Raw genomic sequence first — 16,231 nt, 5'->3', positions numbered from 1 at the left:
GGCGCCGGTTCAGCGCGGTCGCGCTGGCGCGCCGGCGCGCGTCATGCCATCAGCCTGGCCATGGGCCGGATGGGACTGTCTTGCCTGGGTTCATCCTTGCGCCTGCCCTTGTTCAAGAGCTGGGACAGGTATTGCGGCGTGATCTCCAGATACGAGGACAGCGTCTTTTGCGAGATGCGCCTCTCGAGTCCGGGGTAGTCGCGCAGGAACGAGGCAAGCCGGGTTTGCGCCGACGCGCCGTACTGGGCATGGCTGCGCCGCGACTGCTGCTTGAGCATGTATTCGATCACCTTGAGGTGATAAGCGTCGAGCACGCTGTGGCTGGCGCGCAGGGTGACGACCTTGTCCCAATCGAGGCGAAAGGCTTCCACCGCCGTTTCGGCCGTCAGCGAGTGCAGCGCGGGCAAGCCGCTGGCGCCCTGCAGCAGGTCGTGGTAGGGCGTGGCGTTGTGGCCTTCGGTGGAAAAGGCCGCCGTGATATCGTCGCCGGAAGGCGTGTTGACGCCGCAGCAGACGATGCCGGAGGTAATCCAGTACACGTGCCTGGCCGGCGAGCCGGCGCGCTGCAGATAGTCGCCCTTGTCCAGCGAGACGGCGACGGCGAGCGGCGCCAGCAGGATGCTGACGGCCGCGTAGGTGGCCGCATCGATGTCGTAGCGGGCAAGCATGTCTGCCTCGAAGCGCTTGCGCTGCGCCAGGAAGGCTTGCTGAGAATTATTCATTGTGTCTCCATGAGAACGGGGGAACGGGCTCAAAAGAGCTCGATGGTGCCGGCTTCGACTTCCGTGAGGATGCCGGCGTCGACCAGGCTGCCGTAGTGGAGTATCCGGTTGCGTCCGGCGCGCTTGGCTTCGTACAGGGTCTGGTCGGCGCGGCTGACGATGGCGTTGGCCAGGACCGCGGAACTGGCCAGGCAAAAGCCGCCACTGATCGTCACGGCACCCACGCGCGGAAAGTTGAATTGCGCAATCGTCAGGCGTGCCCGTTCGAATGCCAGCGTGGCCTGCTCCAGGTCGCTGGCGGCGATGACGGCGATGAATTCCTCGCCGCCGTAGCGGTACAGCAGGTCGCTGCTGCGGAATGCGCCGTCGAGCAGGCGCGCCACCAGCAACAGTACTTCGTCGCCGATCATGTGGCCGTAGTTGTCGTTGATGCGCTTGAAGTGGTCGATGTCAAGCAAGGCCAGCCAATAGGTTTCGGGCACCTCGGCGGCGTCGCCCGATTGCGCCGCCAGTTCATCCCACAGGCGTTCCAGGTTCAGTTCCAGCGAATGGCGGTTGCGCAAGCCCGTCAGGCGGTCGCGCTGGCTCGTATCGAGCAAGGCGTAATAGTTGGAAAACACTTCCAGCACGCCGTGGATGACGGCGTCCTCGACCGGGGTGACGGCGTGGCTGCGCTCGAAGATCAGATAGCCGCACAGTTCGTTGCCTCCATGTAAGGGGTAGCCGATCATCAGATGCGACTCCAGCGCCCGGCTGCAGGAACGGCCCAACAGGCGCATGTCGGCCAGCAATTGCGCCACGTGCGGCGGCACATGGGCGCCGCTGCGCACCTCTTCGACCTGCTCGGTGATGCGTTCGGTGCCGTCGGTGGTCGGGCCGCTGCTGCGCGAATGGCGCAGCACGCGCACGACGTCGCGGTTTTCGTCGGTGCGGTAGAGCGATGTCTGCAGCACGCCCAGCATCGGCCCGAGCGTGCGCAGCAAGCTCTTCTCTACCAGTTGCATGTCACGGATGGCTGTCATGGTGCCCAGCTTCTTGAGCAGGCCGGGCAGCGGCCGGGCGGCAGGAGGATGCTCCATCTTCGCCGCGTCCGGTGACGGCGGCGCAGCGGCGGCCGGCGGCCGCTGGACGGCACCGGCCGGGCGCGTTTGAATGGTGGTCTTTTTTGACATGTTTCTTTCAGGAACTAAGTGCGATGCGGGGCGGCTGGCGCTGGCCAGCAAGTGATTGAAATCATATTTGTCAGGCGGTAGGGGGTCACCATACTTAAGTATGGATTTGCGCTATCTGTTGCGTGATCCGCAACATCTATTGCATTGGCAACACACCGGTGCGGCGCGCCTTGCAGACGGCCTGGCCGCGGTTGCTGACGCTGAGCTTGCGGAAGATTTGCCCCAGGTGCCATTTCACGGTATTGACGGACAAGTCCAGCAGGTCGGCGATGGCGCCGTTGGTGCGGCCCAGCGCCACCAGGGCCAGCAGGGTGGCTTCGGTGGGCGTGAGCTGTGCCGCAGGCAAGGCGGCGGCGGGGGTGTCGGCGCCGCGCAGCAGCACGTCCAGGTGCGTGGCGGCCTGGGTGCTGAGCAGGCGGCGTGCCTTGCCGCGCATGATGCGCAGCAAGCCGAGCGCATCGCTGCCTTCGTCCAGGAACAGGCGCAGCATGCCGGAAGCGGCCGCCTGTTCCAGCGCCAGGGCCATTTCGGCTTCCGCTTCCCTGGCCTTGCCCAGTTGGGCCAGGGCGATGGCCAGCAGCACGCGCAGCTTGGTGGCGCGCCAGCGGCGCCCGGTGGCCAGCGCATGCGTCAGCAGGCGGCCGATCAGGGCCTCGGCTTCGGGCAAGGGCCCCAGCCGTATCAGCAGGCGCGCCTGGGCGATGCCGGCGCCATCGATTTCCTGGCTGGGCAGGATGCAGCGTTCATCGCCGGCCCAGACGGGCTGCAGCAGGATCGAGGCGTGCCAGGAGACGGCATCGTGGTTGCCGGCAAGTAGCGCCATGCGCGACTGTTCGGCTTCGAGCAGCGCGCGTGCGGGGGCCGGCAGCCGTGCGCGCCCCTGGCGGCAGGCGGCTTCCAGCCATTGCCGCGCGGCCGTCTGGCCCTGTTGCAGCGCCAGCATCCGGGCCTGCATCACCAGCATGGCGGCGCGCGCGTCCCAGGGCAGTCCGGCGGCGGGCAGGCTGCGCGCCAGCGCGAGGCGCGCCGTCACCAGGTCGAGGCGGTTGCACTCGTAGGCGATCAGCAGGGCCAGCCCGACGCTGTAGCCATGGAAGAGGAAGGGGGGAATCTGTTCGGCGTGCTGTTGCGCCAATGCATCGGCGGCCGCCAGTTGTTGCAGCGCCGCGTCAAAATTGCCGCCGATGGCATCCAGATATGCTTGCAGGAAGCCGACCAAGGCCATGCCGATGGGCGAGCCGGAAGCGGCGCAATCGCGCCGCGCCGTCACCAGCAGTGCCGCCGCCTCGGCCAGCTCGCCGCGCCACAGGCAGGTATAGACGGCCAGGTGGCGCGGATCGGCCGGAGCGGGTGGCGCCATCGTCGCGTGCGACTTGTGTCCTGCGGCAAGTGCGATGCAGCGGTCGGTGTCGCCGGCCAGAAAGGCCAGCAGCGGAGCGATGCCGTCGAGGCTGGCGGCGTAGCGCGGGTCGGCGCCGATGAGGGCGCTGCGGCGGCGGTAGAAATGCAGCCAGTTTGCCAGTTCGGTGCCGCGCGCCGCGCACAGCAACCCGACCAGCAAGGCGCCCGACAGCGCCGGTCGCTGTTGCAGCATGGCGGTAGGCAACTGTTCGCAGCAGTGCACGATGCGCTCGAACTGGCCGCTGGCGGACAGCGCGGCGATGACGCGCTCGAGTGCGTCTGCCGCCTGCGCGTGGGCGCCGGCCATGAGGAAGCAATCGATGGCTTGCTCGACGTGGCCTTGGCGCACCAGCCAGGTTCCCGCCCTGGCGTACACGGCGCCGGGCACGGGCTGGCGCAGGGCCAGGTGGCCGGCCAGCAGCGGATGGCAGCGCAGCCAGCCGCCCGGCAGTTGCCGCAGGGGCAGGCCGGCCGCTTGCAGCCATGCCATCTGTTGTCCGCCGTCGCCGCTTCCCAGCGCCGCCTCGAGCAGGCTGGCGCAAAAGGTGGCCAGCGGCGCTGCCGTGGTCAGCAGGCGGCGCATCGGCTCGTCCAGCGCGCCCAGCACTTCGCGCTGCAGGTAAGCGTTAAATTCGGGCAAGGCGGAAAGGATGAACCTGTCCGCCCCCTCGTGGCGGCGCAGCTTTTTCCATGCCGGCGCGATCAGTGCAATAGCCGCTGGCCAGCCTTCGCTGACGCGTTGCAAAAGGGCAACATCATCGGGTGGAATATCGATCGTTTGCTGCTGCAGGTAGCTTGCCGTTTCCGCCGGCGAGAACTGCAGATCGTCCATATCGAGCTCGACCAGCGTACCGGCCACCTTCAGCGCGGCGATGCCGCCGTGGTGCAGCGCGCGGGCCGCCAGGTAGATGCGCATCGAGGGCGGCAGGACACACGCAATCAGGGCGAACAGGTCGCGGATGGCCGCGCCGTCAAGATGCTCGACGGCATCAAGGTACAGATGGGTGACGCTTGAACTGGCCAACAGGGCGTCGTTGTCGGGCGCGAGCACTGGAGCGAGGCGCAGCGCGGCATGCAGGCTGCGGCGCAGCGTGGCCGGATCGTTGTCGGCGTGGTCCAGGTTCAGCCAGGCGACGTGGGCGCCCGCGCGTGCGCGCCGGGCATGGGCGGCGCGCAGCAGCGCCGTCTTGCCGTAGCCGGCGGGGGCGCGCAGCAGCACGAGGCGGAAGGCGCCGTCCGCGGACAGTTCGCGCAATGGTACTTCGCGTTCCATCTGGGGGACGTTGCCGAATGGCGGCGTCAGCTTCAGTAAATGGGGATACGGCAAGGTGTGCGCTCCAGGGAAGCAAGGTGGCGGCAGACAGATGAAAAAGCGACGAATATAGTCAAATGCGGCGTCCTTTGCGCCCTACTAAAGTACGGTTTTTGGCGCGCCTGGCGCCGCGCCGGCCACGCTGCTATCATGGATGCGAGGGCGTGGACAGCGGCGCAAGCCGGCCTGCGCCGGTCTCTGCCGGCGGCGAGCCGGCGGAAAGGAGGACGCGATGTTGCCGACGTGGTTATTGGCTCCCGTGCTGCTGGCGGCGGCGCTGTGCGGCGCTGCGCGCGCGCAGGCGCTGGAGATACTGACGGCCGAGATTGCGCCCCTGGCCTTCAGCAAGGATGGCAAGGTGACGGGCTTTTGCGTCGAGATGGTGGCGGAAATCCAGCGCCGCCTCGGCGACCGCTCGCCGATGCGCCTGATGCCGTGGGCGCGCGCTTATCTGATGGCGCAGAGCGGCGCCAACGTGGTGCTGGTGTGCCCCAAGCGCACGACCGAGCGCGAGCGGCAATTCCAATGGGTGGGGCCGCTGCTGGTGTCGCAAACGAATTTTTATGCCAGGCGCGGCGCGGGCATCCATCTGGGCAGTGTGAACGACGCCAAGGCCCTGTCGGGCGTGATGGCGCCGCGTGCCTTTTATTCCTATAGCTACTTGCAGCAGGCCGGTTTTGCCAACCTGGAAGCGGTGAACAACTCGGCCACCATGCTGGCCATGCTGCTGGCCGGCCGGCACCCGCTGATGGCGCTGGACCAGGAACAGCTGCCGGCCCTGCTGGAGCAGGCGGGCGTGGCCGCCGATGCCGTCGAACTCGCGTACCCGATCTTTTCGATCGGCAGCTATCTCACTTTCCCCCTGTCGACCGATCCTGCCCTGGTGCTGCGCTGGCAGCGCACGCTCGAGCGCATGAAGCGCGACGGCGCCTATGATGCCATCGCGCGGCGCTGGCTCGGCACGGCGGCGAAGTGAGGCGGACGGATTCCCGGGGCAGGGCGGACAGGCTATTGCTGGGGCAGCAGGCCCAGCTGGCGCGCGTTGAAGACGGCCTGGCCCCGGTTGCCGGCGTCCAGCTTGCGGAAGATCTGCCCCAGATGCCACTTCACCGTGCTCACGGAGAGGAACAGGTTGGCGCCGATTTCCTGGTTCGATTTGCCCTGCGCCACCAGTGACAGCAGCGCGTACTCGGTCTGCGTCAGCGTCACCGCCGGCGGCGCGGCGTCGGTGGCCGCGCCGCCCGCCCGCAGCACGGCATCGAGGTGGGCGGCGGCGGCGATGCTGAGCAGGTGGCGCGACTTGGCCTGCATGTGCGCCAGCAGCGGAAGGATGTCGGGGCCTTCGTCGAGAAAGCTGCGCACCATGCCCGAGCGCGCCGCCTGCTCCAGCGCCAGCGCCAGTTCCCGCTGCGCGTCCTTGGGCAAGCCGCTGCGTTGCAAGGCGATCGCCAGCAGCACGCGCAGCTTGGTGGCGCGCCACAGGCGCCCGGCCGCCAGCGCGTGCGCCAGCAACTGGCCGATGCGCGCCAGCGCTTCGCCGGGCGCCGCATGGATCATCAGGCGCGCCTGGACGATGCCGGCGCCGTCGATCTCCTGGCAGGAAACGATGCAGCGTTCGTGCCCGGGCCAGCTGGCATCGAGCAGCAGGGCGGCGTAGCCGGCCACCGACTCGGGGCGCACCGTCTGGATTGCCATGCGCGACAGTTCGCCCTCGAGCGCCGCGCGCGCGGGCGAGGCGGAGCGCGGATGGCCCTGCATGATCTGCCCTTCCAGCCAGCGCGTCGCGGCGGCGGGATTTTCCTTGATGGCCAGCATGCGCGCCTGCACGATGGAGACGGCGCTCAGCGAGTCCCATGGCAAGCCCAGCGGGATCAGGCTGCGGGCGAAGGTCAGGCGCGAGGCCACCAGGCCGAGGGCGTTGCGCTCATAGTCGATCAGCAGGATCAGGCCCGCGCTGAACGGGTACAGCAGGGCCGGCGAGATCTTGTCGCTGTGGCGCTGGGCCAGCGCGTCGATGGCCGCCAGCTGCTGCAGCGCGGCGTCGAAATTGCCCTGGATCGCATCGAGGTAGGCTTGCAGGAAGTAGACGATGGCCAGGCCGGAAATGGTGCCCGACTCGCGGCAGGCGCGGCGCGCCTCGATGAGCAGCGCGGCTGCCTCGTCGAGCATGCCGCGCCACAGGCAGGTGTAGGCCGCCACGTAGGCCAGGGTGGCGCGGTCGTTCGGATTGGCCTGGCGCTGCTGCGGCCAGTCGCGGTCCGCCAGCGCGATGGTGCGCGCGGTATCTCCGTCGAGAAAGGCCAGCACGGGGTCGAGCGCGCGCAAGCCTTCGCCGTAGAGCGGGTCGGCGTCCGGCTTGCCTGCCTGCTGGCGGAAGTAGTCGAGCCAGCGCGCCAGGTCGTCGCGCCGCGACGAGTACACCATGCCCACCACGAGCGCGCTGGTGAGGGCCGGGCGGCGCTTCAGCAACGCGTCGGGCAACTGGTCGCACCACTGGATGATGCTGGGGAACTGGCCGTGCAGGCGCAGCTGGCCGACGATGCTTTCGAGGGTATCGGCCGCCTGTTCGTATTCGCCGCCCTTGAGGAAGTAATCGATCGCCTCGAAGGCGTAACCATGGCCCGTCAGCCATTCCGCCGCCCGCACATAGATGGCCGGCGGCGGCCGGTGGTGCAGCACGATGTGCTCGGCGAACAGCGGGTGGTAGCGGAACCAGTTGTTTTGCAGCGGCTGGATCGGCAGGCCGGCCGCGCGGATGGCGGCGATCAGGCGCGCGCTGTCGCCGCTTGCGCGCACGCAGTCGGCCAGTTCGGCGTGAAAAGAGCTCAGCGCCGCCGTCGCGATGAGAAATTCCTTGATATCGTCGCTCTGCGCTTCGAACACTTCCTCGGCCAGGTATTCGCCCAGGTCGCGCAGGCCCGGCAATTGCGGCAACGCAACATGGCCGCGGCCTTGCAGCCGTTTCCAGGCCAGGCCGATGAGCTCGACGGCGGCGGGCCAGCCTTCGCTGGTCCGCTGCAGCAGGGCCACGTCGGCTGCGGACAGGTCGAACTGGGCGCGCTGCAGGTAGCTGGCCGTCTCGGCCTGGCTGAACTGCAGGTCTTCCATGTCCAGCTCGAGCAGCGCGCCATTGGCTTTCAGCGCCGCTACGCTGTGGCCGCGCAGCGAGCGGGCGCCGATGAACACGCTCATCGGCGCCGGCAGCACGTCGGCGATCAGCGTGAACACGAGGGCGATATTGCTTGTGTCGAGCAGTTCCACGTCGTCGAGGAAGAGGTGGGTGACGCGCGTATCGCCGAGTCGGACATAGTTGTCCTGCGGCGGCTCGGGCGTGACGAGCAGGGCGGCGCGCATGCCCAGCAGCAGGCGGGCGGGATCGTTGTCGCTGCTGTCGAAGGTCAGCCAGGCCACGTTCCCTCCGGCCGCGCTGGCATCGGCGCGGATCATGCGCATCAGCGACGTCTTGCCGTAGCCGGCCGGTGCGCGCAGCAGCACCAGGCGGAAGGCGCCAAGGGAGGAGAGCTTGCGCAACACCTGTTCCCGCTCCATCAGGGGGCGGGCGGTAGAGGGGGGCGCAAGCTTGAGGGTGTTGAGGTCTAACAATTTATTCATGTCCCCCGCTGGCAAGAAAGCGCCTGCAATCGGCCATCCGGGCGGACGGTCAAAGCGGTTTGTATCGTCGCATAGAACTATTCGGACAAGCAATCAAATTGTCGGCAAGGGGGCAGGCACGGGTTTTCCGTGGACGTTTTGCCACAGGACGGAGCACGGCGGGGGAGGCAGGGGACGGTCTTGCCTGCCCCTGCCTTGTCGGCTTATACACGAACTCGCGTCGCACGGCCGGCTTGTGCGCCAGCAGCAGGGACCGCTTTGTCAAGGCATTCGCCCGCCCCGCCAGGCAGGCGGGGATAGTTATTTCCATCAGGAATGTAAGTCTGCGCTTCAAGGTGTGACACCGCACGGTGGCACCCGGCGGGCGCGGTTAAGGTGGTGGCAACAGCTTGCTGCTGATCCAGCATTTGATATGGCTCAGCCCGGCAGCGTTTAGTCGCTTCTTTTTCCCAGAAGCGAGGAGAATCATGATTCGGTCACGGCATCGAGCATGGTTGATTTATTCACCTTTGAAGGAAACCATCATGAACGCGATTGAAAAAACCAGCTCCGAGATGAACGGCACCGCCCAGGATACCCGCCAGGAATTGCACCGCGCCATCGACAAGGTGGCGAGCCAGGCCCAGCCCCTGGCCGACAAGGTCGCCACGCGGGCCCATGACGGCGTGGACCAGGTGGGCGAGCGCATCGACCAAGTCAGCGACACGATGTCGAAGGCTTCCGAACGCCTGATGGCACGCGGCAAGCAATTGGGCGCCGCCTGCCAGCGCGCCGGCGAAACGGGCCGCGATTATGTGCGCGAACGCCCGGCCGTGTCCCTGCTGATTGCGGCAGCGGCCGGTTATGGCCTGTCGAAGCTGCTGGGTTCGCGTAAATAAGTTTTACGCTTTCCTGGAAGTATTTGTCGTGGGCGCTGTTCCCTTCGCCGTCATGGCGGAGGAAACAGTGCCCACGTGCACAAGGTAGTAGCAGGCAGTAAAGGAGAGTGAAGATGCGCTCCATTTTGTTGTGGTTGATTGGTGTACCTATTCCCATCATTGTTTTGATTGCCCTGTTCGTGCGCTGAATGAGGGAGTTGTAGCGTTCTCCCGGGGCAAACTACTCACAGGAGACGTAATGGCTACCAATAAAAAAACGCCGTCCACGGACGGTGCGGGTTCCGTTTTGAGCAGCATGTCCGGTCCATCCGAGAGCGATCCGCCGCACAGCCTGGGCAGCGATAGCGACACCGCGCAGGCGCTGTTGAAAAAGGCTGCCGCCGGACAGGCGCTGGCCGCCGGCATGCCCGACAATCCGAATCTCGCCGGCCAGTATGGCGACGCGGCGCGCGCGCCGGCCGAAGGCGTGCATGTGGCGTCGGGCGAAGCGCTGGCCACGGCCAGCACGACGGGTGAAACGATACCGTCGCCGAAGACGGGCGATGGCCAGCCGGCCCTGGGCGAGAATGCGCGCAATGCCTCGCTCGACGGCGCCCGCAGCGACGACAGCGGCTGCGTGCTGACGACCAACCAGGGCGTGCCCGTGGGCGACAACCAGAACTCGCTGAAGGCGGGCTTGCGCGGCCCCACCCTGATGGAAGATTTTATTTTGCGTGAAAAGCTCACGCATTTCGACCATGAGCGCATCCCCGAGCGCGTCGTGCATGCGCGCGGTTCGGCCGCCCACGGCTACTTTGAATGCTACAAGGAACAAAGTAAGCTGACGCGCGCCGCGCCGTTCGCCAAGGCGGGCAAGCGCACGCCCGTCTTCGTGCGCTTTTCCACGGTGGCCGGCGAGCGCGGCTCGACCGACACGGCGCGCGACGTGCGCGGCTTCGCCGTGAAGTTTTATACGGACGAGGGCAACTGGGACCTGGTCGGCAACAACATCCCCGTCTTCTTCATCCAGGACGCGATGAAGTTCCCCGACCTGATCCACTCCGTCAAGCCCGAACCCAATAACGGCATTCCGCAGGCGGCCAGCGCGCACGACACGTTCTGGGATTTCGCCTCGCTGTCGCCGGAAATCACGCACATGCTGATGTGGGTCATGTCCGACCGCGCCATCCCGCGCAGTTTTCGCATGATGCAGGGCTTCGGCGTGCACACCTTCCGCCTCGTGAACGCCAAGGGACAATCCGTGTTCTGCAAATTTCACTGGTCGCCCATGGCCGGCACGCACTCGCTGGTGTGGGACGAAGCCGTCAAGCTCAGCGGCGCCGATTCCGACTTCCACCGGCGCGACCTGTGGGAAGCCATCGAGTGCGGCGAGTATCCCGAATACGAGCTGTCCTTCCAGGTATTCACGGAAGCGCAGGCCGAGGCGTTTGCCTTCGACGTGCTCGACCCCACCAAGCTGATCCCCGAAGAACTGGTGCCGCTGATCCCCGTCGGGAAAATGGTCTTGAACCGCAATCCCGACAATTTCTTTGCCGAGACGGAGCAGGTGGCCTTTTGCACGGCGCACATCGTCCCCGGCATCGATTTTTCCAACGACCCGCTGCTGCAGGGCCGCATCCACTCGTACGTGGACACGCAGATCACGCGCCTGGGCGGCGCCAACTTCCATGAAATCCCCATCAACTCTCCGCTGGCGCCCCTGCACAACAACCAGCGCGACGGCATCCACCGCCAGGCCATCAACCGGGGCCGGGTCGCGTACGAGCCCAATTCGCTGGCGGGCGGCTGTCCGTTCCAGGCGGGCGCGAAGGGCTTCAACAGTTTTCCCGCGCCGACCGAAGGCGACAAGGTACGCGGCAAGCCCGAGAAATTCGCCGAGCACTTTGGCCAGGCGCGGCTGTTCTGGATCAGCCAGACGCCCGTCGAACAAGACCATATCGTGCATGCGTTCCGCTTTGAACTGAGCAAGGTGCAGACGGTGGCCATCCGCAAGCGCATCGTCGCCATGCTGCGCAACGTCGACGAGACCCTGGCGCAGCGCCTGGCCGACGCGCTGGGCCTGGCGCTGCCGCCCCTCATGCCGCCCGTGTCCATGCTGCCGATTCCCACGTATCCGCCGTCGCCGGCGCTGTCGCTCTTTTTCCGCCCTGGCAAGACGGGCATCCACACCCTGCGCGTGGCCATCCTCGTGGGGCCGGGCAGCGATGGCGCGCAGGTGCGCAGCATCTATGCCTCGCTGCTGGCGGACGGCGCCGTGCCGCGCCTGGTGGGCAGCAACCTAGGGAAAGTCGACACGAGCGGCGGCGCGCCGCTGGCCGTGGAAATATCGCTGGAAACGGGACCTTCCGTGGTGTTCGACGCCGTCGTGGTGCCGGACGGCCAGGGCGCCGTGCAGCAGCTGGGCAGCGACGCCAATGCGCTCGACTTCCTGCGCCTGCAATACCGCCACTGCAAGCCGCTACTGGCCATCGGCGCGGGCAAGGGCTTGCTGGACAAGGCCGGCGTGCCGACGACCCTGCCCGATGGCAAGCCCGATCCCGCCGTCATCGTCGTGCCTTCGAGCGACGTGCTGAAAGGCGTGGCGGCCTTTAAAAAGGCACTGGCCGCGCACCGGGCGTTTGCGCGCGAGACGGACCCGCCGCGCATATGATGTCCGCGTGAGCGTCAGGGGGGCAGGCCTGGCTTGCCCCGCTGGCGTCACCGTGTGCGACGGTGCGCAACAATGTAAACAATAAAAACGTCCTGCGATGATATGCTGCTGACTAGAACTGTTCATTTGCAACTATTTCTATCACTGCAGCAAAGAACGGCTTCAGCAAACCGGATCGCGATTACCGCATGGACAAGTACACACCTCGCACCTGGGGGCCGGGCGAACGCCCGACCTTGCCCGGGTCGCCATCGATGCCCGAGCATTCGACGCCCAAGCGTGTCGCGTATTTCATCGTCGGGCTGATCGTCGCGCTGACGGGGGGGCTCGGCAACGGCCTGGTGACGGCCAATTTGCTGAACCTGCAAGGTTCGCTGGCCGCCTATGCCTACCAGATGCAGTGGCTGCCGGCCGCCTACGTGATGACCATCGTGTCCATGAATCTGCTGCTGGTGAAGTTTCGCCAGCAGTTCGGCCTGCGCCTGTTTACGGAAGCGTTCCTGGTGCTGTATGCGCTCGTCACCTTCGCCCACTTGTATGCGAATACCTTGCCGTCGGCGATCGCCGTGCGCGCCGCGCATGGCATGGTGGGTGGCGCGCTGGGCGTGTTGGGGCTGTACTACACCTTGCAGGCGTTTCCCGCGCGGCACCGCCTGAAGGGCGTGGTGCTGGGCCTGGGCTTTGCCCAGCTGGCGCTGCCCCTGGCGCGCATCTTCACGTCCGAACTGCTGCAGATCGGCGAATGGCACGGCCTGTACCTGTTCGAGCTGGGGCTGGCCCTGCTGGCGCTGGGCTGCGTGCTGGCCCTGAAACTGCCGCCCGGCGACAGGGTGCAAACGTTCGAGCCGCTCGATTTCCTCACCTTTATGTTGTTCGCGCCCGGCGTGGCCCTGCTGTGCGCCGTGCTGGCGCAGGGACGCACGGCGTGGTGGATGGAATCGGAGTGGGTGGGCGTGTGCCTGGCGGGCTCCATCGTGTTGATCTCCGCATCGCTGGCCATCGAGCATAACCGCGCGCGCCCGCTGCTCAACACGCGCTGGCTCACCACGGGCAAGATCGCCAAGCTGTTTTTATCCGTGCTGCTGTTTCGCATCGTGCTGTCCGAATCGACGGGCGCCGTGGGCTTCCTGCAGGCGCTGGGCCTGAACACGGACCAGATGCAGAACCTGTTCATCGTGGTGCTGCTGGGAAGCGTGGCGGGCCTGGTGGTCAGCGCGCTGACGATCAATCCGGCCACCCTCAATCGCTCGCTGATGTTCGCGCTGCTGCTGATCGCTGCCGGCGCCCTGATCGACGCGCACGCCACCAGCCAGACGCGCCCCGTCAACATGTATGTCAGCCAGTTCCTGCTGGCCTTTGGCGGCACGTATTTCCTCGGCCCCACCATGGTGGCCGGCATGGGCGCCGTGATCGCCGAACCGCGCAACCTGGTGAGTTTTTCCGTGATGTTTACCATGACGCAGAACCTGGGTGGACTCCTTGGCTCGGCCATCGTCGGCACCATCCAGACGGCGCGCGAGAAATACCATTCCAGCTACCTGGTCGAGCACCTCACCATGCTCGACCCGCAGGTGGCCGCGCGCGTGCAGTCCGGTGCCGCCAGCTACGGCGGCGTGCTGATGGACCCGGCCCTGCGCAGCACCCAGGGCGTGGCGCGCCTGGGCGCCGTCGCCACGCGCGAAGCCAATGTCCTCGCCTATAACGACGTTTTCCTGATGATCGCCGGCGTCGCCATCGCCACCTTGCTGTGGATGCTGGTCAGCCAGTCCTGGACCCGCATCACCACCGGCGCGCGCCGCCTGGTCGGCCCCGTGCGCGATGCGCAGACGGCCATGTCCATCGTCCCCATTACCAATTCGGAACCGAGCAATGACAGAAAATAACACCACGCCACCAGTACCTCCCACCGCACCCGCACCCGCCGCCCCTTCGACGGCGCAGCCGGACCGGCGCCACCAGTGGCTGTCCGCGCTGGCCTTTGCCGCCGTGGCCCTGGTGGGCGTGCTGATCGTGCTGTATGCATGGCGTTTGCCGCCGTTCACCAGCCCCATCGTGACGACGGAAAACGCCACCGTGCGCGGGCAGGTGACCATCATCGGCACGCAGCTGTCCGGTTATGTGGTGGAAGTGACGGTGCAGGATTTCATGGACGTCAAGGAGGGCCAGCTGCTGGTGCGCATCGACGACCGCATCTACCAGCAGCGCTACGAGCAGGCGCAGGCCCAGCTGGCCGCGCAGCAGGCGGCCCTGTCGAACTGGGCGCAGCAGAAGGCCAGCGCGCAGGCGGGCATTTCCGTCAGCGAGGCGGCGCTGGCCAACGCGGAAGCGCAGGCGCGCAAGGCCAGCGCCGATTTGAATCGCGTGGAGCAGCTGGTGGCTGACGGTTCGCTGTCGCAGCGCGAACACGACCAGTCGCGCGCCACGCAGGCGCAGATGGCGGCCGCGCTGGCGCAAGCCAGGGCCAATCTCGACATCGCCCAGCAAAGCGTGCATTCGGTGGTGGTCAACAAGCAGGCGCTGGAGGCTGCCGTGGCCAACGCGCAGGCGGCCGTCAAGGCGGCGAAGATCGACCTCGATAACACGCGCATCGTGGCGCCCTCCGACGGCCAGCTGGGCCAGGTGACGGTGCGCCAGGGCGCGTACGTGAATTCGGGCGCGCAGCTGATGGCGCTGGTGCCGCGCCAGATGTGGGTGATCGCCAATTTCAAGGAAACGCAGATGAACGGCGTGCAGGAAGGGCAAAGCGCCACCTTCCACGTCGACGCGCTCGACGGCGCCGTGCTGACGGGCCAGGTGGAGCGCATCTCGCCGGCCACCGGGTCCGAGTTTTCCGTGCTGCCGGCCGATAACGCGACGGGCAACTACCTCAAAATTGCCCAGCGCATTCCCGTGCGCATCCGCATCGATCCGGGCCAGGCGAATGCGCGCCGCCTCGTGCCCGGCATGTCGGTGGTGGTCAGCGTCGACACGTCGGCCGTGCTGAACGACTCGGCGGACAATCCCGCGCCGCCGCCACCGCCGAAGAAGGCCAAGCCATGAAGCGCCGTCACCTGCTGATGGCCGCCGCGCTGGCGCTGGCAGGCTGCGCCGCCAAGGCGCCGCCTCAGCCTGCATCGGCACTGCAGCTGCCTTCCGGCTGGCGCGCGCAAGCCATCGGCGCACCTGCGGCGGCTGACGCCCATGTCGAGCAGCTGTGGTGGCAAGCCTTCGGCGACCCGGTGCTGAGCGACCTGGTGGGCGAAGCGCTGGCGCGCAATGGCGACTTGCGCGTGGCGCGCGCCCGCGTGCAGGAGTACCGCGCGCGTCTGGCGCAGGCCGACGCGAACCGCGCGCCCAACCTGGCCTTCGACGGTTCGCCCACGCGCACGCGCACCCTGGCCTCCAGCGGCAAGCCGTACGTGACGAATGTCTTCCAGGCGGAACTGCAGGCCAGCTATGAAATCGACGTGTGGGGCCGGCTGGCCAGTCTGAGCGATGCGGCCGGCGAGAGCTACCGCGCCGAGCAGGCCAGCCTCGATGCGGCGGCCCTGTCGATCGCCGCCAGCGTGGCGACCGCTTACCTGAACCTGCGGGGACTCGACGCGCAGCTGGCGCTGACGCAATCGACCCTGCAGCTGCGCGAACAGTCGCGCGAACTGGCGCGCAAGCAGTTCGAGGTGGGCTACAGCTCGCGCCTGGAATGGCTGCAGGCGCAATCGGAATACCATGCGGCGGCCGAGCAGGTGCCGCAGCTGCAGCGGCAGATATTTGAACAGGAAAACGCGCTGGCCGTCCTCGTCGGCGGCAATCCCGGCCCCATCGCGCGCGGCTTGCCGCTGGCCGAGCTGGCCGCGCCTGGCGTGCCGGCCGGCCTGCCGTCCGAACTGCTGCGCCGGCGGCCCGACATCGCGCGCGCGGAACACAATCTGGCGGCCGCCAACGCCAGCCTGGCCGCCACGCGCGACCAGCTGCTGCCCTCGTTCAAGCTGACGGCGGCGGGCGGCGGGCAAGCCACGACCCTGACCGATTTCCTGCATGCGCCGACCGCCCTGTGGCGCCTGACGGCCTTGGCGGCCGCGCCCTTGTTCGATGGCGGCCGCGTGCAGGCGCAGACGGAGGCCGCCGGCGCGCAGCGCGACCAGCTCGTGTACGCGTATGAAAACGTGGTGCGCAACGCCTTCGCCGAAACGGAGAACAGCCTGGGCGCCCTCTACCGGCTGCAGCAGCAAGCCGTGGAAAACGACGCGCGCCGCGCCGCGGCGTTTGATACTCTGCGCATCGCGCATAACCGCTACCGCAATGGCTACGCCTCCTACCTGGAAGAACTCGACGCCCAGCGCACCCTGTACAGCGCCGACGTGGGACTGCTGCAGCTGAAGACGCGCATCCTCGTCGCCTCGGTCGACCTGTACCGCGCCATGGGCGGCGGCTGGTCGGCCAAGGCGCAATAGGGGCGTGTGCACGGCGCGGCCAGTGTAATATTCTCACCAGGAAAAGCGGCGGCA

General features: G+C 67.1%; 10 protein-coding genes. 6 read left to right on the top strand and 4 right to left on the bottom strand.

Annotated features, from left to right (window positions below; translation table 11 throughout):
* Window positions 1–41: 41 nt before the first annotated feature.
* The 3 genes from IGS61_RS12380 to IGS61_RS12370 form a co-directional block, all read right to left on the bottom strand.
* On the bottom strand, window positions 42–722 hold the full coding sequence (locus IGS61_RS12380; protein ID WP_230539847.1) for a Crp/Fnr family transcriptional regulator: 681 nt from the start codon (window positions 720–722) through the stop codon (window positions 42–44).
* Window positions 723–751: 29 nt separating this feature from the next.
* On the bottom strand, window positions 752–1,894 hold the full coding sequence (locus IGS61_RS12375) for a GGDEF domain-containing protein (protein WP_230539846.1): 1,143 nt from the start codon (window positions 1,892–1,894) through the stop codon (window positions 752–754).
* Window positions 1,895–2,030: 136 nt separating this feature from the next.
* Complete coding sequence (locus IGS61_RS12370) at window positions 2,031–4,622, bottom strand: LuxR C-terminal-related transcriptional regulator (protein WP_230539845.1); 2,592 nt, start codon at window positions 4,620–4,622, stop codon at window positions 2,031–2,033.
* Between the two features lie 217 nt (window positions 4,623–4,839).
* Here IGS61_RS12370 and IGS61_RS12365 point away from each other — a divergent pair, with 217 nt between their 5' ends.
* On the top strand, window positions 4,840–5,583 hold the full coding sequence (locus IGS61_RS12365) for a substrate-binding periplasmic protein (RefSeq protein ID WP_230539844.1): 744 nt from the start codon (window positions 4,840–4,842) through the stop codon (window positions 5,581–5,583).
* Between the two features lie 32 nt (window positions 5,584–5,615).
* Here IGS61_RS12365 and IGS61_RS12360 read toward each other — a convergent pair whose 3' ends face one another.
* Window positions 5,616–8,219, bottom strand: a complete 2,604-nt coding sequence (locus tag IGS61_RS12360; protein ID WP_230539843.1) for a LuxR C-terminal-related transcriptional regulator — start codon at window positions 8,217–8,219, stop codon at window positions 5,616–5,618.
* A gap of 524 nt (window positions 8,220–8,743) precedes the next feature.
* On the opposite strand from IGS61_RS12360, the gene IGS61_RS12355 reads away from it, so the two are divergent.
* From IGS61_RS12355 to IGS61_RS12335, 5 genes are all read left to right on the top strand, one after another.
* Window positions 8,744–9,097 (top strand): DUF883 family protein, encoded by a 354-nt coding sequence (locus IGS61_RS12355; protein ID WP_230539842.1) that lies wholly within the window; start codon window positions 8,744–8,746, stop codon window positions 9,095–9,097.
* Between the two features lie 238 nt (window positions 9,098–9,335).
* On the top strand, window positions 9,336–11,747 hold the full coding sequence (locus IGS61_RS12350) for a catalase (RefSeq protein WP_230539841.1): 2,412 nt from the start codon (window positions 9,336–9,338) through the stop codon (window positions 11,745–11,747).
* A gap of 188 nt (window positions 11,748–11,935) precedes the next feature.
* Window positions 11,936–13,630: an MFS transporter gene (locus tag IGS61_RS12345; RefSeq protein ID WP_230539840.1), complete on the top strand. Its 1,695-nt coding sequence runs from the start codon at window positions 11,936–11,938 to the stop codon at window positions 13,628–13,630.
* Window positions 13,617–14,786, top strand: a complete 1,170-nt coding sequence (locus IGS61_RS12340; RefSeq protein ID WP_230539839.1) for an HlyD family secretion protein — start codon at window positions 13,617–13,619, stop codon at window positions 14,784–14,786. Before IGS61_RS12345 ends, IGS61_RS12340 begins: the two co-directional genes overlap by 14 nt.
* Window positions 14,783–16,177, top strand: a complete 1,395-nt coding sequence (locus IGS61_RS12335; protein WP_230539838.1) for an efflux transporter outer membrane subunit — start codon at window positions 14,783–14,785, stop codon at window positions 16,175–16,177. The genes IGS61_RS12340 and IGS61_RS12335 overlap by 4 nt, the downstream gene beginning before the upstream one ends.
* Window positions 16,178–16,231: the final 54 nt, after the last annotated feature.

Source organism: Janthinobacterium sp. FW305-129, assembly GCF_020858115.1.
Lineage (GTDB): Bacteria > Pseudomonadota > Gammaproteobacteria > Burkholderiales > Burkholderiaceae_D > Janthinobacterium.
The sequence above is the reverse complement of the archived record's forward strand: the minus strand, read 5'-3'. Positions and strand labels throughout refer to the sequence as shown.

Excerpts from the sequence above, each read along its gene's own strand:
- IGS61_RS12380 (WP_230539847.1), bottom strand. The coding sequence starts at position 722 with ATGAATAATTCTCAGCAAGCCTTCCTGGCGCAGCGCAAGCGCTTCGAG.
- IGS61_RS12375 (WP_230539846.1), bottom strand. The coding sequence starts at position 1,894 with ATGTCAAAAAAGACCACCATTCAAACGCGCCCGGCCGGTGCCGTCCAG.
- IGS61_RS12365 (WP_230539844.1), top strand. The coding sequence starts at position 4,840 with ATGTTGCCGACGTGGTTATTGGCTCCCGTGCTGCTGGCGGCGGCGCTG.
- IGS61_RS12360 (WP_230539843.1), bottom strand. The coding sequence starts at position 8,219 with ATGAATAAATTGTTAGACCTCAACACCCTCAAGCTTGCGCCCCCCTCT.
- IGS61_RS12355 (WP_230539842.1), top strand. The coding sequence starts at position 8,744 with ATGAACGCGATTGAAAAAACCAGCTCCGAGATGAACGGCACCGCCCAG.
- IGS61_RS12350 (WP_230539841.1), top strand. The coding sequence starts at position 9,336 with ATGGCTACCAATAAAAAAACGCCGTCCACGGACGGTGCGGGTTCCGTT.
- IGS61_RS12345 (WP_230539840.1), top strand. The coding sequence starts at position 11,936 with ATGGACAAGTACACACCTCGCACCTGGGGGCCGGGCGAACGCCCGACC.
- IGS61_RS12340 (WP_230539839.1), top strand. The coding sequence starts at position 13,617 with ATGACAGAAAATAACACCACGCCACCAGTACCTCCCACCGCACCCGCA.
- IGS61_RS12335 (WP_230539838.1), top strand. The coding sequence starts at position 14,783 with ATGAAGCGCCGTCACCTGCTGATGGCCGCCGCGCTGGCGCTGGCAGGC.